The 22,982-nt window shown below is 56.2% G+C and carries 18 protein-coding genes; 8 read left to right on the top strand and 10 right to left on the bottom strand.

Annotation, left to right across the window (positions count from 1 at the left end):
* Positions 1-234 precede the first annotated feature (234 nt).
* Positions 235-3,264: a TonB-dependent receptor gene (locus tag NOR51B_RS08315; RefSeq protein WP_040481951.1), complete on the bottom strand. Its 3,030-nt coding sequence runs from the start codon at positions 3,262-3,264 to the stop codon at positions 235-237.
* Between the two features lie 740 nt (positions 3,265-4,004).
* Between NOR51B_RS08315 and NOR51B_RS08310 the strand changes: the two genes are divergently transcribed.
* A complete protein-coding gene (locus tag NOR51B_RS08310; RefSeq protein ID WP_009018874.1) occupies positions 4,005-5,324 on the top strand; it encodes a DASH family cryptochrome in 1,320 nt (439 codons plus the stop codon).
* 23 nt (positions 5,325-5,347) lie between these two features.
* Complete coding sequence (locus NOR51B_RS15795; RefSeq protein WP_081443921.1) at positions 5,348-5,491, top strand: DUF2256 domain-containing protein; 144 nt, start codon at positions 5,348-5,350, stop codon at positions 5,489-5,491.
* A 4-nt stretch (positions 5,492-5,495) separates the two neighbouring features.
* Here NOR51B_RS15795 and NOR51B_RS08305 read toward each other — a convergent pair whose 3' ends face one another.
* Positions 5,496-7,019, bottom strand: coding sequence for a cryptochrome/photolyase family protein (locus tag NOR51B_RS08305; RefSeq protein ID WP_040482468.1), 1,524 nt, complete (start codon positions 7,017-7,019; stop codon positions 5,496-5,498).
* Between the two features lie 85 nt (positions 7,020-7,104).
* Between NOR51B_RS08305 and NOR51B_RS08300 the strand changes: the two genes are divergently transcribed.
* Entirely contained in the window at positions 7,105-8,280 is a 1,176-nt protein-coding gene (locus NOR51B_RS08300) for a dipeptidase (RefSeq protein ID WP_009018829.1), read from the top strand.
* Here the strand turns inward: NOR51B_RS08300 and NOR51B_RS08295 are convergent.
* A complete protein-coding gene (locus NOR51B_RS08295; protein WP_009020278.1) occupies positions 8,277-9,590 on the bottom strand; it encodes an ABC1 kinase family protein in 1,314 nt (437 codons plus the stop codon). The genes NOR51B_RS08300 and NOR51B_RS08295 overlap by 4 nt on opposite strands.
* The gene (locus NOR51B_RS08290; protein WP_009020003.1) at positions 9,587-10,954 is read right to left on the bottom strand and encodes an ABC1 kinase family protein; all 1,368 of its coding nucleotides are present in this window, start codon (positions 10,952-10,954) and stop codon (positions 9,587-9,589) included. The genes NOR51B_RS08295 and NOR51B_RS08290 overlap by 4 nt, the downstream gene beginning before the upstream one ends.
* 250 nt (positions 10,955-11,204) lie before the next feature.
* Between NOR51B_RS08290 and hemH the strand changes: the two genes are divergently transcribed.
* Positions 11,205-12,281, top strand: a complete 1,077-nt coding sequence (gene hemH / locus NOR51B_RS08285) for a ferrochelatase (protein WP_009020160.1) — start codon at positions 11,205-11,207, stop codon at positions 12,279-12,281.
* 11 nt (positions 12,282-12,292) lie between these two features.
* On the opposite strand, the gene NOR51B_RS08280 is transcribed toward hemH, so the two are convergent.
* The 5 genes from NOR51B_RS08280 to rplU all read right to left on the bottom strand — a co-directional run bounded on the left by NOR51B_RS08280 (position 12,293) and on the right by rplU (position 16,104).
* Positions 12,293-13,132: a ZIP family metal transporter gene (locus NOR51B_RS08280; protein WP_040481950.1), complete on the bottom strand. Its 840-nt coding sequence runs from the start codon at positions 13,130-13,132 to the stop codon at positions 12,293-12,295.
* Positions 13,133-14,266, bottom strand: a complete 1,134-nt coding sequence (gene proB / locus NOR51B_RS08275; protein ID WP_050759440.1) for a glutamate 5-kinase — start codon at positions 14,264-14,266, stop codon at positions 13,133-13,135.
* Positions 14,263-15,447 (bottom strand): Obg family GTPase CgtA, encoded by a 1,185-nt coding sequence (gene cgtA / locus NOR51B_RS08270; RefSeq protein ID WP_009019888.1) that lies wholly within the window; start codon positions 15,445-15,447, stop codon positions 14,263-14,265. Before cgtA ends, proB begins: the two co-directional genes overlap by 4 nt.
* A gap of 75 nt (positions 15,448-15,522) precedes the next feature.
* A complete protein-coding gene (gene rpmA, locus NOR51B_RS08265) occupies positions 15,523-15,780 on the bottom strand; it encodes a 50S ribosomal protein L27 (RefSeq protein ID WP_040481949.1) in 258 nt (85 codons plus the stop codon).
* Between the two features lie 12 nt (positions 15,781-15,792).
* A complete protein-coding gene (gene rplU / locus NOR51B_RS08260; protein ID WP_009019744.1) occupies positions 15,793-16,104 on the bottom strand; it encodes a 50S ribosomal protein L21 in 312 nt (103 codons plus the stop codon).
* 287 nt (positions 16,105-16,391) lie between these two features.
* Between rplU and NOR51B_RS08255 the strand changes: the two genes are divergently transcribed.
* From NOR51B_RS08255 to NOR51B_RS08240, 4 genes are read left to right on the top strand one after another with little or no spacing between them, the layout of a single operon-like run.
* Positions 16,392-17,153: an ABC transporter permease gene (locus NOR51B_RS08255; protein WP_009020261.1), complete on the top strand. Its 762-nt coding sequence runs from the start codon at positions 16,392-16,394 to the stop codon at positions 17,151-17,153.
* A 16-nt stretch (positions 17,154-17,169) separates the two neighbouring features.
* Positions 17,170-17,865 carry an ABC transporter ATP-binding protein gene (locus NOR51B_RS08250; protein WP_009019238.1) on the top strand — a complete coding sequence of 232 codons (696 nt, stop codon included), beginning with the start codon at positions 17,170-17,172 and terminating at the stop codon, positions 17,863-17,865.
* 1 nt (position 17,866) lies between these two features.
* On the top strand, positions 17,867-19,108 hold the full coding sequence (locus tag NOR51B_RS08245) for a sulfotransferase family protein (protein ID WP_040481948.1): 1,242 nt from the start codon (positions 17,867-17,869) through the stop codon (positions 19,106-19,108).
* Positions 19,098-20,831 carry a phytanoyl-CoA dioxygenase family protein gene (locus tag NOR51B_RS08240; RefSeq protein WP_009019188.1) on the top strand — a complete coding sequence of 578 codons (1,734 nt, stop codon included), beginning with the start codon at positions 19,098-19,100 and terminating at the stop codon, positions 20,829-20,831. The genes NOR51B_RS08245 and NOR51B_RS08240 overlap by 11 nt, the downstream gene beginning before the upstream one ends.
* Here NOR51B_RS08240 and NOR51B_RS08235 read toward each other — a convergent pair.
* The gene (locus tag NOR51B_RS08235; protein WP_195891485.1) at positions 20,828-22,981 is read right to left on the bottom strand and encodes a glycosyltransferase; all 2,154 of its coding nucleotides are present in this window, start codon (positions 22,979-22,981) and stop codon (positions 20,828-20,830) included. The genes NOR51B_RS08240 and NOR51B_RS08235 overlap by 4 nt on opposite strands.
* Position 22,982 lies beyond the last annotated feature (1 nt).

Genomic DNA, 22,982 nt, shown 5'->3' with positions numbered 1-22,982 from the left:
AAAAAGGCTCATCGCGGGTTTCAGGGATCGGCAATTCCCACGCGTCTATCTGAAATGAGTCCAGGCGACTCAGCCACCGATTACTCGAGCTGCTCACGCGGCTCCATCGGCCCCGGCATTCAGCGATTGCCGTTTAAATAGGTAATCAAGGTTCTGTGCAGACTGTGCTAACGCCTATTTGCGCTTAGCAAAAAAAAGCGCCCCGGAGGGCGCTTTTAACTGAAGGCTAGCTGATCAGAAGTTGTAGCTGACACCGAAGCGCATTTCCCACAGCGAGGCATCACCCACGCGCTGCTCGGCAGTACCGTTGTCGACGTCGTCCTGGGTGGCGTTACCCGGAAAAACCGCCTGCTCCATAATGCCCCAGTCGTCGTTGATCAGATTGGTAACGTTGTTGATGACAAAGAAGGCGCTGCCGCGATGGCTATCGCTGAAGCCAGGGAATTCCTGGGTCACCCGAAGATCGGCCTTGGTCCACCAGGAACCGTCCTGATTGTTACGCGTGCCCGGTTCAACCACCACGTTCTCGAGAAAGTCGAGGAATGGCGTGAATCCATAGGCTGAGACAGTGCCATCAAAGCCGCTTTGCGTAATGCTGTAAGGCACTCCGGAGTTGGATTGCATGAACAGCGAGATACGCGTCTCGTAGCCATTAAACCAGTCTGCCGTGTAGTTGAAGACACCGGTAAATCGATGTTCGATATTCCAATTGGAGGTCGCCAACTCGTCGGACTGGGGATCATAGAAACCCCGCTCAGCGTAGTTGGAGAATGCCACCGAACTGGTCATTGGATTCACATCCTTTGAATCCGTCCAGGCGTAACCGAGGCGCATATTGAAACCGTTTTCGTAATCCTTGAATACACTGAACGACAGCGACTCGGATTCATTACCATTGGAGCTATTGGTCAGCACAAATGACGGCAAACGAACGCTTTCATAAATCGGGTAGCCATTGCCAAAATCATTGAACTCACCGGTAAACTCGAGGTCACCCCGCTTGTACAGAGCAGTGTCTTTACCCCGGGTAATCTGCGCGTCAGCGGTGACGACGTAGTCATTCGGTGTTATCCAAGTCGCACCGAGGGTGTATTTCCATTCGGTGGGGGCGTCGAAGTCCGGGTCGAGGTACACAATTTCGAAGTTATCTCCCTGGCCGGCGGCTACCTGATCACGGAGCGCGGTTGGCACACCATAACCGGGTCCACAAACCGGCACGCCCTCTTCACACAAGTCGTAATCAAGTGAAAACAAATCAACGTCGTCCAACTGCGTTTGTACGGCAGTTGTATTGGTATTGCTGTACACGTTGGAGTACCAGACATTGGGGTTACCGCCAGAGAACAAGCCTATACCACCGCGCACCGTCACATCATCGGTGGCTTCAAAGGTAAAGCCGAAGCGTGGCAGGAATAGGTCGATACCGTCCAGCGTGGCGTCATTGCCGAACCCGTAACTGGCCTCAAAATCGGGGTTCAGGTTGGGCTTATCGCTGGTTTCATAGCGGTCGTAACGCATGCCGAGGGTGACGTTGAGGCGGTCGTTAACCTGCCATTCATCCTCGATATAGAACGTATTCACCGCGTACGAGAACTCCTCACCCGCGTCCCGCTCGTTGTTCGTTATGGCGTTGCCGTACTGAATGCGATCGGCGAGCCCGGCCTCGAAATTATCGATGCCGTCAAAACGGATTTCGGTATCGACATGCTGGTAGAAGAGGTTGTAAAACTCGAGATCCTCACGCTCAAAGCCGGCTGTAATCGCATGGTTACCCACAAAATACGTGCCGCGGATCACGATCTGCTCGTTCTCCCACTCGAGCTCGTTGGCTTGGCGGCTGTCGTCACCACCGAGATACACATCAACATCATCCAACTCAACACGAATCTCACCAAAGTCCCGACCGGCGGTGGGTGCCTGCAGGAATTCGAGGTCGGTTAAGGTGTAGCGGATCTCGGTGGAGAAGTTTTCATTCCAGTCCGAGTACAGATTCAAGCTGTAGGTATTGAGCTCGGCGCCACGCTTGTAGAAGTGAAGATCGAACTCAAATTCGTCGAGATCACCATCGGATGGCGTGAAGTTGAACGAGTCGTTGTACATGTAGGTCGCTGACAAGCGCTGGGTATCGGTGACGTACCAGTCGATCTTGGCGAGATACTTTTCATCGTCAAAATCGAAGGCTTCAGAAACCGAATTACCCGGATCAAAGCCGTAGACATCGCGTGAAATCCGGGCGATACGATCCAACTCGGGCTGGGTGACCGCCACTTCGTTGACGGCACCCGAGCCAATCGCGCCGCGGTTATTCAAGTCAGCCCCTTCGTATTTTTCATAGGCACCGTAAAAGAACAATTTATCCTGAATCAGGGCGCCGCCGAGTTCGAAGCCGTAACGGTCTTCGGAGTAGTCCTGGCTCTGGATCGAGTCACCCTCGAGTTTGTCCCCACGGAAATCATCACTGGTGTAGTCATAGAAGACGGAGCCAAACATCTCATTGGCACCGGTCTTCGTGACCGCATTCACATTACAGGCCGAGAAACCACCGTAGACCACGCTCATCGGGGCCAGCTCTACTGCGACACTGGAGATCGCGTCGAAAGGGAATGGCATACGCTGGGTGGGGTAGCCATTGCTGTTCAGACCAAAACCGTCGTTGAGGCGAACACCGTCAACCGTAAGGCTGTTGTAGCGGGGGTTGGCACCATTACACTGAATCGAGTTATCACTGCTCGACTGATCGATATAAATCCGCGGATCCTGCTGGATGATGTCGTTGATGTTCCGGTTGATCGCCGGCGAATCCTGCAGCGCGGCCAAATCGAAAACGGCGGTGGGGCCAATGGCAGTGGCGGCGGTTTCAATACGCTGCCCCATCACGATGACCTCTTCCTCGGCGCTGAGTTGGTAATTCATCACCGCGGTCTGACCCACTGCCAACTGCAGCGAATCTGTGGTCGCTTTTTGCAGATCGGGTGCGTCGACCGAAATCATGTAGGTCACGCCAGCGGGCAGGTTGCGGACGTTGTAGATACCGTTCGCGTTGGTTTTTAGCGAACGGGCAACGCCGGTTCCAGAGCTGGTGATAATCACATCAGCATCGGCTACCGGGGCTCCGGTCATGTCAGTCACCTGGCCGCGAACTCCGGCGGTGGTTTCCTGAGCGAAAGCGGAGGTGGAATAACCGACAACACCGGCGGCGGAGGCGCTGGCAATGGCGCTTACAAGGGCTTTTCGTGCAAATAAGTGAATAACGGACTTTTTCATGGGGAAAGGGCTCCTGGGAAAGAGAAAACCAACGGCCGCGCTGAATAGCGCCAACACAGACCTGACTTTCAGCGACAAATGTTACAGGGGAATGAAAAGTTCCCGCCAGAGGCAAAAAAGTTTAATTTCACCAAAAATTCAGGACGTGCATTGACGAATTAGCAGAATAAGGCCCGGCGCTGAGACGACGGCGACAAGGAATCCCAGGGGAACCGGCTTGATCGTCAGCAATCCTGCTCCATGGATCACCAGAACCGAGGCACGATCCACCGCACAAGCCCCTGAATACCCCGGGTTATCAGCCCTGGCACCGTACCCAGCGCACGGGCCTAATTGCAAGACAGAATCGCTGAATTCGCGACAACTGGCCTTTTGAAACCCACCAAGAGAATTCCTGCCCCGCGAAACCGATCAATCTCCCAGTCCGTTACCGCTGTGCTCCAACACCCATGCCACGCCCATGCCGCATAACACGTTCTGGCGACCCGCATAGGTATAGAGGATGACTTCGTACCTGGCCCGACCGACTCAGCCCCCCTCAATGGTCGCTGCAAGTACGGTCGAAAATCACCTGCACTTGGCATTGCCTCGCCGACTTCAGGATATAGCGCCCGGTTGTCATGGAGTGGCTTCTTGAGCACTGATGGAGGTACCGCACAGGCCTTGATCCCGCCAGCCCGCGAGGAACCTTCTGAAAGTACAAGAAATCCACGCCTCAATTGATAACGTACCCAGAGCACATGAAAACTCCCCCCACTATCCGACATCTTCACTGGTTTCAGCGCGATCTGAGACTCGCTGACAACCCGGCGCTATCGAGCCACGTCGCCGCCGATACACTACTCTGCGTGTATCTAATGCCCAAGACCGGGCCCTGGTGCAACGTTACCGGGATGGGTCCGCAACGGGACCGATTCCTCAGGGAGTCATTGCAGGCCTTACGCGATGAACTCAACCGTCTGGGTCAGGACTTACTGGTCCTCGAAGGATCACCCGAGCTGGTGCTCCCCGACCTGGTATCCCGATTTGACATCACCGAAGTGAGCGCCTGCACCGCACCCGGCTATTACGAACGACTCACGTACGAGCGACTCCAGCGCCGTCTGGGGGTTCCTTTTGAACTGCACCGTGGCAATACGCTGTTCACCGAGGATCAATTACCTACCGGACTCGCCGATTTTCCGGCGACATTCACCCCGTTTCGCAAGCAGGTAGAACCGCTGACCATCACGCCTCCTGCTGCTGAGCCCGTGACACTACCGCCACCACCGGCGGCACAGTTCGATGCCATTCCGCCCGCACAGGCGTTACCCAGTCCCGCGCTTCCGATACCCGGCGGCAGAGCTGCCGGATTGCGCCGTGTGCGCCAATTCATCTTCGATGAGCGGCGAATCGTCAGCTATAAAGAAACGCGTAACTGCCTCGATGGTCTCGACGGGTCGAGTAGCCTGTCGCCCTGGCTCGCTAACGGTAACTTGTCCGCACGTGAAGTCGCCCATGAAATCTTTCGCTTCGAACGCGAGCAGCTTGCCAATGAATCGACCTACTGGCTGTTCTTTGAACTGCTTTGGCGTGAGTTTTTCCAATGGCGCGCGGTGATTGATGATCACGGGCTGTTTCATATTGGCGGCGTACAGAAACGCGGCAGGCGCTGTTGTTTTGACCCCCGGGCATTTGCACGATGGAGCGCCGGTGACACCGACTTCCCCCTGGTAAACGCATTAATGCACCAGCTCACCGATACCGGCTGGATGAGCAACCGAGGCCGTCAGATTGTCGCGAGCTGTCTGATCAATGAACTGGGTCAGGATTGGCGTTTTGGCGCTGCTTTTTTCGAGAAACACCTTATCGATTACGATGTCGGCAGTAATTACGGAAACTGGCAATACATCGCCGGTGTCGGCGCCGATCCTCGTGGAGGTCGGCATTTCAATCTCGACAAACAGGCCGCGCAGCACGATCCCGAAAATATCTTCACCACCAAATGGGATGGCTTTCGTAAGCCGCAGCAGCAACATGTTACTGACGCCGCCGATTGGCCGCTCGATCCACAGACCTGAGCGCCACCTGCGAACCCGGATCCATGCGAAAAAAACGCGATCTACCGAGCAAAATCTGCCCCATTTGCGGACGTCCTTTCACCTGGCGAGCGCGGTGGAAAAACAATTGGGACGAGGTGGTTTACTGCTCCCGCCGGTGTGCGGGCGAACGCAGCAAGCGTAAGTAGCCGATTACGCGTGTCGATCAAGGCAATGGTCGGCCCACTTCAGAATAGCGGTCTTGTCGTCGGGGTTTCGCTTCTTCCAATTCGCCATAATCAAACCCATTCGCGGGTTGTTCTCCAGCTTGTCGGACTGTCGGTCGATAAAACGCCAATACAGGCTGTTGAAAGGACAGGCATCCTCCCCGGTCATCTTGCTGGGTTTGAAGCGGCACTGTTTGCAATGGTCACCCTGCTTTTGAATGTATTTACCGCTCGCCGCGTAGGGCTTGCTGGCCATACTGCCGCCATCGGCATACAGGGCCATACCCAGCGTATTGGGTAGCTCTACCCACTCGTACGCGTCGATATAAACCGCGAGGTACCAGTCACAGACTGACTGCACATCAAGTCCAGTGAGCAGTGAAAAGTTACCGATAACCATCAGGCGCTGGATATGGTGCGCATAGCCCAGATCGAGGGATTGCCTAACGGCCTGACTGACGCAACGCATCTCGGTTTCCCCTGACCAGAACCAGTCGGGGAGCGGGCGCTCGGCACCAAAAAAGTTTTCATCGGCATAATCGGGCATAAAGCGCCAATAAATTCCGCGGATGTACTCGCGCCACCCGAGCACCTGACGGATAAAACCCTCCGCTGCCGACAGCTCGCAGTCTCCGTTTCGCCAGTGCTGCTCGACACGGCGACAGACCTCCAGAGGGTCCAGCAAACCGCAATTCAGATACATCGAAATTAAACTGTGAAACACCCAGGGCGACTCCTCGACCAGGGCATCCTGGTAGGTTCCGAAGCGGGACAACGCGTGCTCGCAAAACCAGTCAAACTGACGCTCAGCTCCGGTCTGGGTCACCGCCAGCCGGAACTGGGACAGATCTCCCGGATTATCTGGAAAGGCGGCGGACACCTCCTCGATAACGGCAGCGGTTACCGCATCGGGCTCGACATTGACACGCGGGGGGATGTCCTCCTGCTGGCGCCAACCCACCCGGTTTTCGTTATCGTAATTCCATCGATCGCCGCAGGGCTTATCGCCATCCATCAGGATGTCATACTGCCGGCGCATGTCGCGATAGAAATACTCCATACGGAGTTGTTTTCGGCCATCAGCCCATGCATCGAAGGCCTCGAGCGAAGCCAGAAAACGGGTGTCGGCCAACACCTCGACTTCAACGCCCAGGGCCTCTGGCCACTGCCTGAATTCGTGGGCAAGGCGGTACTCCCCCGGCTGGCATACCAAAACCCGTTCGAAATCATGCCCGTCGAGTACGGTTTTACAGGCTGATTTCAGCGTCGACACGTCATCGCCCAGCTGAAAATAATGGACCTCGAACCCTTTCCTTTTGAGTCGACTGGCAAAGTGACGCATCGCTGAAAACAACAGCACCAGTTTGTGCCGATTATGGCGCACGTAGGTCGCCTCTTCGGTAACCTCCGCGAGTAGAATATGGTCGCAGGCAGGATCGGCGTCGCTAAGTGCCGGGTTGTTCAGGCTGAGCTGGTCACCGAGGACCAGGATAAGATTTCTGGCGGACATGCCCTGCTTACGAGGATCGCCCGACTTCAGACCAATGTGGGTTCGCGCCAACCGCCGCACTCACCAGTAATGAGAGAGGAAGACTATGGCTGCATTGCGGCTAATATTGAGTGGAATGGGTATCGCCTCGTTATTGGCCATCATTATTATTTTTGGCCCGCTACCCCACTGGATCGATGCTCGCTCAAATACGGTGGTCAATATCAAGGAGGGTTCCAAGACAACTTCAGCGCAGCGCCTTCATCACTCACTGGTCATCGCCGACCTGCACGCGGATTCGCTGCTCTGGCGACGCGACTTTGCCGACGCCAATAGCATCGGCCATACCGATCTGCCACGAATGGAAGCTGGCAATGTGGCACTGCAAATGCTGACCACGGTGACCCAGTCACCCGCGGGCCAGAATTACCAACGAAACAGCGCCAACGCCCTGGATCGAATCACACTGCTGGGTATCGCCCAGGGATGGCCTGCGGAAACCCATGGGTCGCGCTTTGCGCGGGCCGCGTTCCAGGCCAGGAAATTACATGAAACGGTCAGGCAGACCGAACGACTGCAGCTGATTACCCACCAAACCGAGCTCGACACGCTGCTGAAGCAGCGCGCGATGGGGCAAGACGTGACGGGAGTGCTTCTGGGTACCGAAGGCTCCCATGCCCTCGATGGCGATATCGACAACGTGGATCGACTGTACGCGCTGGGCTTTAGAATGATGAGCCTGCAGCATTTTTTCGATAATCGGCTGGGAGGATCACTGCATGGAGAATCCCAGAGCGGTCTCACTGAATTCGGAGCGGCGGTAGTACGCCGAATGAACGCGCTCGGTATCATGATCGACGTGTCCCACTCATCAGAAGCCGTGGTCCGGGATGTAGTGGCGATCAGTGAAGGTCCATTAATGATCAGCCATACCGGATTTCAGGGGCACTGCAACAGCCCGCGCAATATTTCGGATGCCACTATGGAGAGGGTTACCAAGGCAGGCGGGCTTATAGGTGTGGGCTACTGGGAGGGGGCAATTTGCGATGCCACGATCGCTAATATTGCCGGTGCGCTTCGTTACGGTATCGATCGTTTCGGGCTCGACGCCATCGCCCTGGGATCGGACTGGGACGGCTCGGTGCACACCCCTATCGATGCCTCGGGCCTACCCCAACTCACCGAAGCATTATTGAATCAGGGCTTTAGCGAAGCCGAAATCAGGGCCGTCATGGGAGAAAACGCGGTCAATTTTTTCCGCGCACAACTCCCCCGCAGCTAGTCCTCCAGCCAGGGCTTTAACAGCGCATTCACGTTCACCCGGGCCCCGAGTCGAGAGGCGAGCAAAAACAGCCCCGCAATTTTGCGGTGTATATAGGCGGCATCGATGGGCGGAATTTCCCAGAAATCTTTGAAATACTGCATCTCTCCGCCCAATTCTGCGGCGATCCGGGCAATAGGGGAATTGCCAAAATCATAGGGCGCGTCCTCAACCACGGGCTCAAGGATAATGTCGAAGAAATCGAGCACCAGAGTTTGATAGCGGGTACCGGGCTCGCCCAGGGAGTACCCCACCTGCTCCGCTGCGGCGGCCATACCCGGCCGATCCCCTTCGACCCGGGCTTTCAGCAGGTCGAGATAACCCCGGGTAAAGGCTGCCTTGAAACGGCGGGAGGCACCGAAATCGAGTAGCGCCACCTGTCCCGTGTCGACGTTGTAGCGGTAATTGGCAAAATTAGGGTCGGTCTGGACCAGGCGCAGGTCGAACAGCTCAACCAGAAAAAGCTCGATGAGCAGCGACATTACCCGGTCCCGCTCCTCCTGCTCTTCATCAAGCACCGCTTCAATCGCCTCGCCCGGGACAAAGGTCATACCCATCACCCGTTCGGTGGTCAGCGACGGTATGAGCCGCGGAAGCAGAAAGCGGTCATCATCCCCCAGCGCGCGTACAAAGGCATTGAGGTATCGGGACTCATTCTGATAATCCGCTTCCTCCCGCAATTGCTCCTTGACCTCTTCGAGAATGGGGCGGATCTCGATTTGTGCGGGTAGCAACCCCGAGATTCTCAGCAGTGATACGAGGTTATCAACGTCCGAGTCGATACTTTCTGCCACGCCGGGATACTGCACTTTGAGCACTGCGTCGCGTCCATTACCCGACTTCAGACGGTGCACCTGACCGATTGAGGCAGCGGCAAAGGGCTTGCTTTCAAAATCGCTGAGCTTGTTACGCCAGTCATGGCCAAACGACTCCGACAACACCTGATCGAGCTGATCGGCGGGCATGGCGTAAGCACCAGAGCGCAGCGTCGCCAGAATATCCGCAAGCTCCCGGGGTAGGAAATCCCCTCCGTCCATCGACAGTATCTGGCCCAGCTTCATGGCCGCGCCGCGCATCTCCGAGAGCTGCCGGGTCAGGCGACGGGCATTGCCCGGAGTCAGCAGCAGATCGCGGGTCGAGGGTCGATTGCCAGCGCGGGCCTGGCGCGCTCCCTCGGCAATCATGCCGCCGGCGACGCCACCCGCCAACTTGGCGATTTTTCCGAAGCGGCTAAGCCGCCCCTTCGGAACCTTTCTCGACTCGTCGGTCACGCCTCACCGCCAAAACGGGCCTGGTATCGCTGCGCGACTTCCCAACCGTTAAATTCCGCATCAAGCACCGAAATAAAGGTAAACACTCCTGTCAGCTTGCGCACAATGAGTGCAAATTGCTCGGAGGGAATCGCGAAATGCCGACTCGCCGCCGAACCCGCCGCTCGCTTACCCGCACGGTTGAGCAAACCGGAGGCCTGCCATTGGTAGGCGCCGGCATCATTGATGCTCTCGTCCGGTATATCTTCGGGGTAGCGCAGCGGCTCAATCACATGATGGACAAACTTGGAGAACGTACTGCGCACGTGATCGCTGGCATCGGGTTTAATACAGCCCAGGCGTGTCAGCGCATCAGCGAGCCGCCTCTCGTCGTTCGCCAGGCCCGCAAAAATAGCATCGCCCAGCGAAGCCACAAAAGAATCTTCCAGCTCGATGACCGAACCAAAATCCAACAAGGTCAACTCGCCACCCGAGGGGTCAATCAGGTAATTACCAAAATTGGAATCAACCTGCATTAGACCCCAGTCAAAGACCTCGGCAAAAAACAGCTCGAGCATAGCGCGACCCAGTGCATTGCGCCGGGCTTGGCTGAGTTGAAGGATTCGGGCATCGGTTACCGGCAAACCATCGATGTATTCGATCGCCAGCACCTCCCCGGCCGAATAGACGGCGTGATACTCGGGTACCCGAATCGTCACCTCGGCCTCGGGTTGCCACGCCGAGAGATGTGCCGCCATTCGTCCTGCCATGGCCAGCTCTCTCGGGTAATCGGTCTCTGCGTGGAGCTGACGACGCATGGTGCTTAGCCAGGCGTCAAAATCCCTGCCGGCGGGGATCCAGCGCGCGAGGCGCATCATGCGCACGACAACATTGAAATCATCGTCGATGACAGCGGTGAGTTCGGGATACTGCACCTTAAGCACCAGTTGCTGGCCGGTCGCCTTTACCCTGGCCCGATGCACCTGAGCCAATGATGCCGCCGCGATGGCTTCGCGCTCGATGTCCAGGTCGTCAAACGCATTGCCCAGGGATCGACGCAGCGTCGGCTCAATATGCTGCCAGTCCAGAGGGCGAGTGCCGGCCTCCAGTTCGTGTAATGCAGAGGTGAGTTCGGGGGGCATGAAGTGTTCGCCCAGCAGGGCCATGATCTGCCCGATCTTGACGTAGCTGCCCTTTAACTCACCCAGGCTTTGAGCAAACCGGCGGGCTTCACTGTGTAAACGGGGCGAGCTCTGGGCCTCACCACCACGAATACGGCGCCAGGCGCCATCTATCGCCAGGGCACCTCCAGCACGCGCGCTGGCTATAGATACGGCAAGCCCACGACCCAGAGCACCCCGCTTGATAGGATTCTTTTTTGACATGCCCAATCTACGCCGGGAACCCCGGTTCAGACCGCCCCTTACATGGACAATATCCAGTCTCACGGCGCAGGGAAGGATGGATCATACTGAAATCAGCAGGTCCTGCCCGCCGACCGGGTAGTAAAGCGCGAATAACCCCATTTTGCGCGCCTCTCTATCACTCGATTCGCAACAGCGCTACTATTGCGCACCAATCCGCGCGCGCCGTCCGCGCGTAGAGGCAGCTGACCCCGGGCTTATTGGATAACGAATGAAATACCAAGGTTTCCCTGATTTCGATCACGGTTCTGCACCGCGCGTAGGGGTTCTGATGACCAATCTGGGGACGCCTGACGCCCCCACCAAAGAGGCGCTGAAGCCCTACCTGAAACAGTTTCTGTCGGATCCTCGGGTTGTTGAGGTGCCGCGGCTCATCTGGTGGCTCATCCTCAACGGTATCATTCTGAATACGCGCCCCAAGCGCTCAGCGGAAGGGTACCAGGAGGTGTGGACGGATCGAGGCTCGCCGCTCTTATATCACCTGCAAGATCAGGTCGCCGGGGTAGAAAAGCGCATTGCCGATCGCTGGGGCGACCCGGTGATGGTCCGCGGAGCAATGCGCTACGGGAATCCATCGATTCCGTCGGTACTCCAGGAAATGTTCAGCGCCGGTGTGCAACGGCTAGTAGTTCTACCCCTATACCCCCACTACGGCGGCCCGACGACAGGCTCGACCTTCGACGCTCTGGCTGAGGATATGCAACAGCGGCGCTGGCTACCCGATCTGCGATTTATCAGTTGTTACCACGATGACCCGGGTTATATCGAAGCGGTCGCCGCCAGTGTGCGTGATCATTGGCAGCATCACCCCAAGGCCGACAAACTGGTTTTTTCCTACCACGGTATGCCGCTGCGTTATCTGAACGAAGGCGACCCCTACCACTGCCAATGCCACAAGACGACGCGACTGGTCGCTGAAGCGCTGGGCTTGGCGAGCGAGGAATATGTCACGACTTTCCAGTCCCGGTTTGGGCGCGAAGAATGGCTGAAACCCTACACCGACATGACTCTCAAAGAGCTTCCCGCACAGGGCGTAAAATCGCTACAGATCCTGTGCCCGGGATTCTCGGCCGACTGCCTCGAAACCATTGAAGAAATTGGCATGGAAAATCGCGACTACTTCATGGAATCGGGCGGCGAGCGGTACGAATACATCCCCTGCCTCAACGCCGAGGCACAACACCTGGACGTATTGACCAATATGATTGAGCGTGAATTGCTGGGGTGGACCAGTCCTCGCTACGATCCCGCGCAAACCGCGGCCCTCGCCGATGCCCTGAGGAGTTGAGCTTACCGTCCTCAGTGTGCCGGCTCGAAGATTCCAATGGTCATCGCCAGCGCGATCCCAACAATAAACAGGACTGTGAGTTTGCCACGATCGTGGCTATGAAACTGCACCTCGGGTAGCAGGTCAGCCAGTGCGATACAGATAAACGCACCTGCCGAAAAGGCGAGCGCACCGGGCAGCAACAATGAATCTCCTGCAATCACGTCCGCGCGCAGGAAAAATAACACCGCCGCCAGGGGACACAGTAGCGAAAAAACAGTCGTCGCAATGCGCCTTACCGACACGGCAGTCCCCGCCGCGGTCATCACTGTCTCCAGCGCGAGTGTATCCAGGGGCTTGTGCAGAAAAATAGCCATAAATACCCCCACGCCCAATAGGCTGGCCTGCGCCTCACCACTCTGCATGACCGCACCCAGGGCAATACCATCGACGATAGTATGAACCGCCAGGCCGAAAGCCAGACCAAACCAACTCGATGCATTCGCCGGCGGGCTGGCATGGGCGTGATCATGGGCCTGGGCATGATCGTGCGCCTCGGCACTACCGTGCTCGCAGCCTGCCTCCAGGTCGCCAAAATCATGCTGGTGGAAGTGGAACAAGCGTAAAAGCATCAGCATGAAGACCAAGCCAGCCATGACCCAACGCATGGTGAAGTCAATATGACTGCCCGCCTCTGTCGCGCTATGTGGAATGAGATGAAACAAAGCCACGCCCAGCATCAAACCCGCAACGAGACTCATCACCAGTTGCATACGCGTGTGCGTCATTTTCATGCGTCGTGGGACCATCGCGCCCGCCATCGACGCGATGAAAATAGCCGCGCAGTAAAGCGCCAGCAACGCCGTCGCCACTCAGCTGCCCACCGTGATCAGATTATCCCGGTGGATCATTTCCACATCCCCACCGTAACCGATACGGCTCTCAATGTCGGAAGAAATCACACCAATCAGTTGCCGAGCCTCCTGGTCAGGGTAATTGATCAGCCCGCGTGCGACCTCGCGTCCCTCTAAATTCAGACATCTGACAAGATCACCGCGATCAAAACGTCCTTCAACGCCAGTCACACCTACCGGTAACAGCGAACGCCCTTGCTGCACCACCCCACGCACCGCGCCGTCGTCGAGAATAAGCGCCCCTTTGGCATGGAGCAGACTGGCCAGCCACTGCTTGCGAGCACTTTCCGGACGCCGATCGGTGTGCAACAGGGTACCGATAGTTTCCCCGCTGCGGATCCGCTCAATGACGTTCGCTTCCTTTCCAGAAGCAATCACCGTCATGGTTCCAGATCGGGCAGCGAGTCGAGCGGCGCGAAGTTTGGTGACCATGCCACCCCTACCGAGGGTGCCACCTTCACCGACCATGCCATCGAGCGATGCATCGGAGACCGAAGCGTGGTCGATTAATCGGGCATCGCTATCGATACTGGGATTTCGGTCATACAGCCCCGATTGATCGGTCAGAATGAGCAGCGCGTCCGCATCAACGAGGTTGGCTACGAGTGCGGCAAGCGTGTCGTTATCACCAAGGCGAATTTCGTCGGTGACCACGGTATCGTTTTCGTTGACGATGGGTAAGACCCCCATTGCCAATAAGGTCTTCAGGGTCGCCCGCGCATTCAGGTATCGATCCCGTGCCAGAATATCCGCATGACTGAGCAAGATCTGAGCACTGAGCACTCCTTTTGGCTGCAGCGCATCTTCGTAGGCACGAACCAGCGCCGATTGCCCCACTGCGGCCGCGGCCTGCAAGTCGTGCAAATCGTGGGGCCGTTCGGACATGCCCAGCCGCACAACACCCGCTGCAACGGCACCACTGGACACCAAAACGACCTCGATGCCACCACCGAGCAATTGAGCGATCTGGGTCGTCAGCGAATCAATAATGTCCCGATCAAGTCGCTTGCCGTCATCGGTCAGCAAGGCGCTGCCAATTTTGATGACCCAGCGTTTAGCAGACACCAGCGCTGATCGACTAGCGCTGGTCAATGCCGGTACTCCACCTCAATGTCAGACTCATCGTCGGCACCCTCAATCTCGGCCTTGCGCGCCGCGCTACGGGTCTTTTGCAGCATCTCGATACGTTCACGAGCCTCTGACTGCATACGCTCCTGAATGGCCTCTTCGGCGGCCAGGGCATCGGGATCATTGAACTCCTGCTCGTTACGCGCTTCGATCATGGTCATCAGATCGCCACTAACACGGTCAGTGCCCTGGGACGAGATCGCTGAAATGTCGTACACAGGACCGTCCCAATCGAGGGCCTGCAGCACCGACGCTTTGCGTAGCGCAAACTCCTCCGCATCGAGCAAATCCTTCTTGTTCAATAAAAGCCAGCGAGGGCGCTGGGCAAGGGTCGGGCTGAACTGCTCCAGCTCACGGACAATCGCGAGCGCTTGCTCCGCGGGGTCCGTGTCATCGAAAGGCGCCATATCAACGATGTGTAATAACACTCGATTGCGTGTCAAATGCTTTAAAAATCGAATACCCAATCCTGCGCCTTCCGAGGCTCCGGCTATCAAACCGGGAATATCGGCGACAACAAAGGACCGGTGGGCGTCTACCTTTACCACCCCCAGATTAGGCACCAGCGTCGTGAAGGGGTAATCCGCCACCTTCGGCGTTGCCGCCGAAACCGCCCGAATAAATGAGGATTTACCGGCATTGGGTAGGCCCAAAAGGCCGACATCCGCCAATACCTTCAACTCAAACTTAAGGCTGCGGGACTCTCCCAGAGTACCCTCGGACGTCTGCCGCGGGGCGCGGTTGGTACTGGACTTGAACCGGGTATTACCCAGGCCATGCCAGCCACCTTGGGCCACCACCAGTCGCTGGTCGTGTTCGCGAATATCTCCCAACACCTCGTCGGTTTCGGTATCGATAACCGTCGTACCGAGCGGCACGGGTAACAGCAAATCATTGCCTTTACGACCCGTACAGTTACGGCCTTTACCGGGCTCGCCATTCTCCGCCCGGTGACGCCGGGTGTAGCGGTAATCGATCATCGTATTAAGCGACTGATCACCACAGACAATAACGCTACCACCATCGCCGCCATCGCCACCATCGGGTCCACCTTTGGGGATGTACTTCTCTCGACGAAAACTCAGGCAGCCGTTGCCACCGTTACCGGCAAAGACTTCGATGGTCGCTTCATCAACAAATTTCATAGCGTCAGTGTAAACCCTGCAGACAAAAAAAAGCCCCGTCGCGTGACGAGGCTTCTCGACTCGAGATTCAGTCGATCAGGCGCTCACCACGTTTACAAATTTGCGGCCTTTGGCACCGCCCGTAGTAAATTCCACTTTGCCATCGGTAGTGGCGAACAACGTATGGTCCTTGCCGCATCCGACGTTCAGTCCGGGGTGGAACCGGGTACCACGCTGGCGAACAATAATGCTCCCCGCGCTAATGGTCTGACCACCAAAGGCCTTGATACCCAATCGCTTGCTCTGGGAGTCGCGACCGTTTCGAGTACTACCACCTGCTTTCTTATGAGCCATATGCGCCTCCTATCAACCCTGAATTCCAGTAATTTTGACTTCGGTGTACCACTGACGGTGACCGGTCTCGTTGCGATAATGCTTTCGGCGATTGAACTTCACGATTCGGATTTTTTCGTGACGCCCATGGGAAACCACTTCAGCGGTGACTTTCCCGCCCTCAACAACCGGCGTACCGATTTTGACGTCACTGCCCGCGCCGAGCAGCAGGACGCGATCAAATTCGATCGTATCGCCGGTACCGGCTTCAATTTTCTCAAGCTTCAGCAGCTCGCCTTCTTCGACCCGATGCTGCTTACCACCGGCTTCTATCACCGCGTACATAGTGTTCTCCACTCAGTTAGCCTGCTCGCAATGTCAATCCGAGTGTTTCGGGGCAGAGTCAGGCACTAGCTTCAGCGTGGCGAAAGGCCACACATTTAAGGCGGCGGAGTATAGGTTGGCGGCGGTCTCAGTGCAAGTAGTGAATATTAACGCCCATCGCCGTCCCGGTCACGCCGTCCGCGGCTTTTGGTGGATTTTCGACCCCCCGGAAATTACACTGTTCGGGTTATTAAACCGCTTATTTTGCCCGCCGACCGCGGGCTAAGGCGAAGCCACCGGGGCACTTCTTGCTTAAACACTATATCAATCTCATTCGGGTGCGTGTCGCCACCGACCTGAAAGCCGAGGCGTCGGGCTATTTCCTGGGATTGGCCTGGTGGATCCTGGAGCCCGCACTCTATCTGGTCGCGTTTTACTGTGTTTTCGCGCTTGGCTTCAGACGCGGTGATGAAGGTTTTGTGTCGTTCCTTCTGATCGGCCTGGTGCACTGGAAATGGTTTGCTTCCAGTATTGCGAATTCCACGACCTCGATATTGCAGGCAAAGAATCTGATCCAACAGATTTACCTACCCAAAATTCTGTTCCCGCTGTTTGTTGTTGCAGGAAATACCGTGAAGTATTTTGTCACCCTGATTTTACTTTTTTCAGTCCTGCTTTGGCAGCACTCACTGCACCTTCAGTACTGGTACGTGCTTCCCCTGATCATGCTCATTCAGCTCATCCTCATCACGGCCTGCGCAACACTTGCGGCAGTGCTGGTGCCCCTGCTTGGTGATCTGAAGCCCATCATCGACAACGGCTTGTTACTCGGCATGCTCATATCAGGCATATTTTTCGACATTGGCGACTTTGCGGAGCCCGCGCGAACCTACTTCAATCTCAATCCCATGGCGGTACTGATTGGTGCCTACCGCACGCTTCTCCTCGAGGGAGAGTTACCCGCATGGGGATCCGTATTTTACGTACTTGGATTGAGCCTTGGGCTCCTGTACCTGTCCATCGCCCTGCATCGACACTACGATCGTCGACTGCCCAAACTGATCGTCTGAGTAGTCGGAAACCGCCATGAATGACGCTGTCATCACTATTGAAGACCTTGGCGTTCGCTACGCGCGCCAATCCGGCGCCGATAATTGGATTATCCGTCAGCTCTCGTTGACTATTCTGAAAGGTGAAACCATAGGTATTATCGGTCGCAACGGCGCGGGTAAAAGCTCACTGCTGCGTGTTCTCGGTCGAATCATTCTGCCGGACGAGGGCAGCGTTCATACCGCGCCGAATCTGCGCGCAGCGCTGTTAACCCTGCAGTTACCCTTTTCAACCGACCTGAGTTGCCGGGACAATATCGCGCTGAATGGCATGCTTCTGGGAATGAGCACGGCGCAGGTCAAGGCCTCCACGCCCCAGATTCTTGATTTTGCTGAGCTCGGGGATATGGAATTTGAGCGGGTGGGTACGTTTTCCTCGGGGCAACGTGCGAGACTGGCACTGGGTATCGCCATCGCCTCACTGCCCGACGTGATTCTGATCGATGAAGTCCTTGGGGTGGGCGACGGCGTATTCAGAAAGAAGTCTGAGCAGGCCATTGCACAACTGATTCGGTCGAATGCAACGGTCGTTCTGGTATCGCACAATCTGAATACCATCAGCAAACTGTGTCATCGGGTCATGTGGCTGGAAAATGGGACCGTAAAAATGATCGACACACCGGAAATTGTGCTGCCTGAGTACCGGCGCCAGATTGAAAACAAGGCCAGCTGAGGTGTCATCCGACGATAAGCAGGGGCTGATCGTGATCGCGGGAATGCACCGCAGCGGTACCAGTGCACTCGCCGGGGCGCTGAATGCGGCCGGAGTAAATTTTGGTGACGACCTGATCGGCGCCGCCAAAGACAATAAAAAGGGTTTTTTCGAAGATCGACAGCTCGTCGAGGCCAACGATCGGCTCCTCGCAAGCCTCATGCAACGCTGGGACACCGCCGCGCCACTGGATATTGAGACGGCAATCCCCGCCACCGCCCGCTACCGGGCAGACGCGGTCGCGCTGTTGCAGCAATTGATCGCCGACCGACCGCTGTCGGGGATCAAGGACCCGCGGGTGTCGATCCTGGTCCCTTTCTGGAGCGAAATTTTCAGCGCGCTGGATGTGGAACCCTACTGGCTACTTTGCATTCGTTCACCCCATGAGGTTGCCTCATCGTTATATCAGCGGAACCGATTCAGCAGCGAAAAATCGGTCGCGCTGTGGCTCAAATACACCCTCAGCCTGCTCGAGGGGCTTCGTTCTGTACTCGACACCTCAAAGATCCTCGTGGTCGACTTTACGCGATCGCTACAACACCCCGAGCAAACATTGCGGGACATTACTGTGGGATTCGGCCTGGACGACCTTGACCAGCAGGCCTTCCTCGATTTTTACGACCAGGGATTGGTGACAGCAAGCGAGGCCGAGTACGGCAGCGACGTTAATGCCCTTGCAGATCTAGCGCAACGTCTCTATCAGGCGCTGCTGAGCGAGCCGCTCACCCTCGATTTGATTGAAAGCTACTCCGCGGAATGGCGTTCACTGTGCCCGCTAATCGTACATCTCGACTACGAGTACCATTCACTCGAAATGCTCGAGGAGAATGATCGTCTCTGGGTCGCTGACCTGGAGCGCCAGCTTCAGGAAAAGAATAAGTACCTGGGCTCACTCGAAAAACAGGTCAACTCACTTGCCGAGGTCAGTAACCGTCTATCTGCCGACCTTGAATCAAAACAACACGTTGAGAGGGAGCTGAAAACTGCGCTTCGGCAAGCCCAGCTCTATCATGAAAATTGGTCGCTCAGTCGGATGGAGACCCGACAGGCACTCGCTATCGCGAGAGAAAGGGAAAATGAGGCCCGGCAAAATTATTTGACGCTCAAAGCGGTGTATCAATCCACTAGCTGGAAAATCTCCTATCCGGTGCGCTTTTTTAAACGGATAATCCAGCGTATTCGCGGTGAATCCAATGACGGCTGACCCCTGTAAATTCATTTGGATTGTAGGCAGTCCACGATCAGGCACAACCTTCCTGACCCGCCTTATTGGTGACAACTGCGATCTGACCTACGACGAGCCCGGCGATATCCCGCACCTGCAGCGGGGGAAAGTGGGAAAGTGGCACTTCCCACCCGCCAAGACCATTTGTTTCAAGTGGTGTGAGAATTACCGGGTCGCCGATCCCATCGTCAGAAAATTCCCAAACTCCTATTTCATCCACATTACGCGAGAACCTCAGAACAACGTCTATTCGATAGCCTTCCCCAAAGAGAGTGCCTTTCCGCCACGGCAATTTCCCGAACTCGGCGACGCCATAGAAGAGCGTATGATCCGGGCGATTCGAATGTGGTTCGGCTACGACCAGGGTTGTCGGCAACTGCGGAAACAACTGGGCAGTCGCTACCTCGAAGTGCCGTATGAGCAACTTCCCGACTATTACGGCGCCATCGAAACGTTTACCGGTATCAAACTCACCAAGCGGCCTGAATTTTCGAATCAGAATCTGCCACAGGGCGCGCTCGAGGAACTGACGCCCTACTGGCAAAAGACGCCTTTCGCCAAACGATACGCCGATTCGCTGGTACCGTCTGAATCAGATCCAGAAACATCGGTAACGGCGAATGACAACACTGAGAAAATGGCGATAAGCGCACCAACATTGGCACCGCCGCCCATGACGACGCCAGGTGAAAAACCGAGTTTCGAACCCTTTGCAGGCAATGGCCTTAGATCCCCAACGACAACCACTGCCCTTAACAGCGCCTTGTGGACCGACCACCCCGATGCGAAAGCAATGATCAAACACGGGCTGGAGGCCGGCAGCATAAGCTGGGATGAGGCGGAGAATCTGCGCTTCTTTTGCGATCAGGGTTATCTGGTGATTCCAGATGCCCTGCCCGACGACCTTACCGAAAGCATTCTCAACGAGATTCTCACCGCCTGGTCCAACCCGACGGGAGAGACTTATGCCTCTTTCTGGGAGGGATCGCAGAAGCGACATCTCCCCTCACAAAGCGACTACGCGACCAGACACGAGGCCAAACTGCTCGATATCCATATGGTGTCGGAGTCGGTGCGCGCGGCCATCTTTCACGAGCAGATTCGACGCTACCTGACCCTGATATTGCAGGACGAGCCTCTGGCGTTTCAGTCATTGTCGTTTGAGAAGGGCTCCGAACAGGGAATGCACTCGGATATTGCCTTTGTAAAGGTCGACGAACCGAGAAATTTCGTAGCATCCTGGATTGCCCTCGAGGACGTTCACCCCGGCACCGGCGAACTCGAATACTATCCGGGCAGTCACAAGATACCCGATCACGTATTCGATAACGGCAGCGTCTGGCAGGATGCCAAGCCCACGGGCTACGAGCGCCTGGTAAGGAGTTTATTTGCAAAACGCAGCGATCGGTACCAGCGCTTACTCCCCAAAACCCACTACACCCGAATCGTCCACAAACTGGCCAAAGAAAATGGGTTGCTCAGCCAGCGGTTTCTGCCAAGAAAGGGCGATGCACTGATCTGGTCATCAGGGCTGTATCATGGCGGGTCTAAAATCGAGAATCCCCAGTCCACGAGACGAAGTCTGGTCACCCACTATTGCCCCCAGCGGTGCACTCCGCCCTACTTGAAAGAAAAGGCGGGTAAACAATCGACAAACCACGGCGGCCATGTCTGTGGTCAGTACACCAAAACCATTCTCTAAGCGGCAGATGCCGCGTTGGTAATCCCAAGCGCCTTGAGAACGTCGTTGATCACCCTTGGATAAACCGCGGGGTCGCACTCGTCGGCAATTAATTTCAGTGCCTGTTCACGGCAATTGCGCCACTGGGCTTCATCCCTGTGCAACGAAATACACTGCTTTGCAAATGCCTCACCGTCGCTGCTCGAGGCAGCCAGCAATCCGCCATTTTCACGCCAGCCGGTCTGGTCAGCGATTAACTCACTGGCGACCACCGGCAAGCCCATCGCCGCCGCTTCATGAACCTTGAACGGAACACCCGCGGCATAGCGCGTAGGCGCGATAAATACACGGCACTGGTTATACAAGGCGCTGACATCATCCACACGACCGTGCACCTGGACACCGTCAATACTGCAGCGCTTTATCGATGGCGCATTGTTGGCACCGACCAGGTGCAGCGTGGTTTCCGGCAACTCACGCCGAATAAGCGGCCATACCTGATTGAGGAACCACCGTATCGAATCGACGTTGGGGGAGTCCTCGTAGTCCATATTACCGACGAATAGCAGGCCCGAACGCGCTGCAAAACCAGCAGCTGTAGGCGTAACATCAAGCGCGTGCCCCAGTACTGATACGGTCGAGCCCTGAACCTTGCCATAGTCGATGAAGTGTTCCTTTTCGTGCTCGTTGACCGCGACAATATGATCAGCAGATTCAATCAAACGCACCTCCTTGGCAATCTGCTCCCTCGACTGCTCCTCGCTCATGGGCCGGCCTTCCACCCGCGCCTGCTCGATATCCCGTAACGCAAAAATAGCTTCCGCGTCGTAAACGATTTGGGCACCGGCAATGGCGGCTCGATCAACAAAGGTCATAAAATGCGACATGTTGTGCGGTCGGCTCACCCAGACGACACCGTAAAGCCCTGCGCGCTGGCGCAATATGTCATTGAGGTTGGTCCTGCCAACCCCCAGGAGTACTTCAACGGTGCGCGGAATATCCGCGTACACCGTCGCCAACGAGTCCTCATCGGGAAAATTGTACGGCACGAGTGTGATATTAAATCCCGCCTCAGCCAGCGCCCTGAGCACGTCATTGGAGCGTGGAAAGCCACCGCCAAATGAACGATGGGGTACCCGGTCATCGACGTACAACAGATGCGGCTTCAAATGATCGTAGTGTCGCGCGCGCCAGATATTGCTCGATTCGGGTGGCAGACGGGTATCCAAAAGTCCCCGGTTTTTTTCGCGAAACAGCGAAGCGTTCTTCGTCATCTGACGAATGGCAAAATCGCTCTTTCCTGCACTGGCAAACTCAAAATGGGTGATTGCGGCACGAGGCTCATAGACAATACGAAGACCCGCCCGATGCACCCGCGCACAGTAGTCCGTTTCTTCATAGTAGGCGGGGGCGTAGGCCTCATCGAGCCCGCCTAAATCTCTGAATAACTGCCTCGGCGTCATCATGAAAGCACCTGAGCAGTAGTCGACGTCGCGGACGAAATTGACCGCGGGATCCTCGGGGTTAAATCCGCGGGCAAAGCCGAGGCAGGATCCGTCCTGCCACATAATACTGCCCGCCTCCTGCAGGGTATCGTCGAGCAAGGTGATCTTGCCGCCGACAACGCCGATACCAGCACCGGTGTCGAAAGCGGCGACCGCCGACTCAACCGTGCCCGCGTGAACTTCGGCGTCATTGTTGAGCAGCAATATATAATGTCCGAGTGCCCGTTCTGCCGCCTGGTTACAGGCAAGAAGAAAACCGCGGTTGTCGTCGTTACGGATAATCTCAGCACCGTCGATTCGATTGAGCAGTATCGCCGTCTCATCCTCGGACGCGTTATCGACGATAACCAACTGAAAAGGTATCCCGATGTGTTGCTTGAGGCTTTTTAAACACGCCAGAGACAACTCTGCGCGATTAAAAAACACCAGCAGAATGCTAACCACCGGCGACTGTTCATTGGCAAAATCCAATCGTTCCTCAGAAATGAGGAAGTCGTAAAGCTCACCTTTCTTGTCGATGGTGTGTGTTTCTTTCGGTGTGATCGGAACACTACCGCCGAGCCTCCCTTTAATACGATCGGTAATAGCCATTGTTTTCCTGAGTCCTTGTCGGGCGCGGTAGATCGCGTTCTCCAGCGTGGATTTAAGGTAGCGTCGTTTGCGCATT

Origin of the sequence: Luminiphilus syltensis NOR5-1B (assembly GCF_000158175.1) — a bacterium.
Classification (GTDB): domain Bacteria; phylum Pseudomonadota; class Gammaproteobacteria; order Pseudomonadales; family Halieaceae; genus Luminiphilus; species Luminiphilus syltensis.
The sequence above is the reverse complement of the archived record's forward strand: the minus strand, read 5'-3'. Positions and strand labels throughout refer to the sequence as shown.

Excerpts from the sequence above, each read along its gene's own strand:
- NOR51B_RS08315 (WP_040481951.1), bottom strand. The coding sequence starts at position 3,264 with ATGAAAAAGTCCGTTATTCACTTATTTGCACGAAAAGCCCTTGTAAGC.
- NOR51B_RS08310 (WP_009018874.1), top strand. The coding sequence starts at position 4,005 with ATGAAAACTCCCCCCACTATCCGACATCTTCACTGGTTTCAGCGCGAT.
- NOR51B_RS15795 (WP_081443921.1), top strand. The coding sequence starts at position 5,348 with ATGCGAAAAAAACGCGATCTACCGAGCAAAATCTGCCCCATTTGCGGA.
- NOR51B_RS08305 (WP_040482468.1), bottom strand. The coding sequence starts at position 7,019 with ATGTCCGCCAGAAATCTTATCCTGGTCCTCGGTGACCAGCTCAGCCTG.
- NOR51B_RS08300 (WP_009018829.1), top strand. The coding sequence starts at position 7,105 with ATGGCTGCATTGCGGCTAATATTGAGTGGAATGGGTATCGCCTCGTTA.
- NOR51B_RS08290 (WP_009020003.1), bottom strand. The coding sequence starts at position 10,954 with ATGTCAAAAAAGAATCCTATCAAGCGGGGTGCTCTGGGTCGTGGGCTT.
- hemH (WP_009020160.1), top strand. The coding sequence starts at position 11,205 with ATGAAATACCAAGGTTTCCCTGATTTCGATCACGGTTCTGCACCGCGC.
- cgtA (WP_009019888.1), bottom strand. The coding sequence starts at position 15,447 with ATGAAATTTGTTGATGAAGCGACCATCGAAGTCTTTGCCGGTAACGGT.
- rpmA (WP_040481949.1), bottom strand. The coding sequence starts at position 15,780 with ATGGCTCATAAGAAAGCAGGTGGTAGTACTCGAAACGGTCGCGACTCC.
- rplU (WP_009019744.1), bottom strand. The coding sequence starts at position 16,104 with ATGTACGCGGTGATAGAAGCCGGTGGTAAGCAGCATCGGGTCGAAGAA.
- NOR51B_RS08250 (WP_009019238.1), top strand. The coding sequence starts at position 17,170 with ATGAATGACGCTGTCATCACTATTGAAGACCTTGGCGTTCGCTACGCG.
- NOR51B_RS08240 (WP_009019188.1), top strand. The coding sequence starts at position 19,098 with ATGACGGCTGACCCCTGTAAATTCATTTGGATTGTAGGCAGTCCACGA.
- NOR51B_RS08235 (WP_195891485.1), bottom strand. The coding sequence starts at position 22,981 with ATGCGCAAACGACGCTACCTTAAATCCACGCTGGAGAACGCGATCTAC.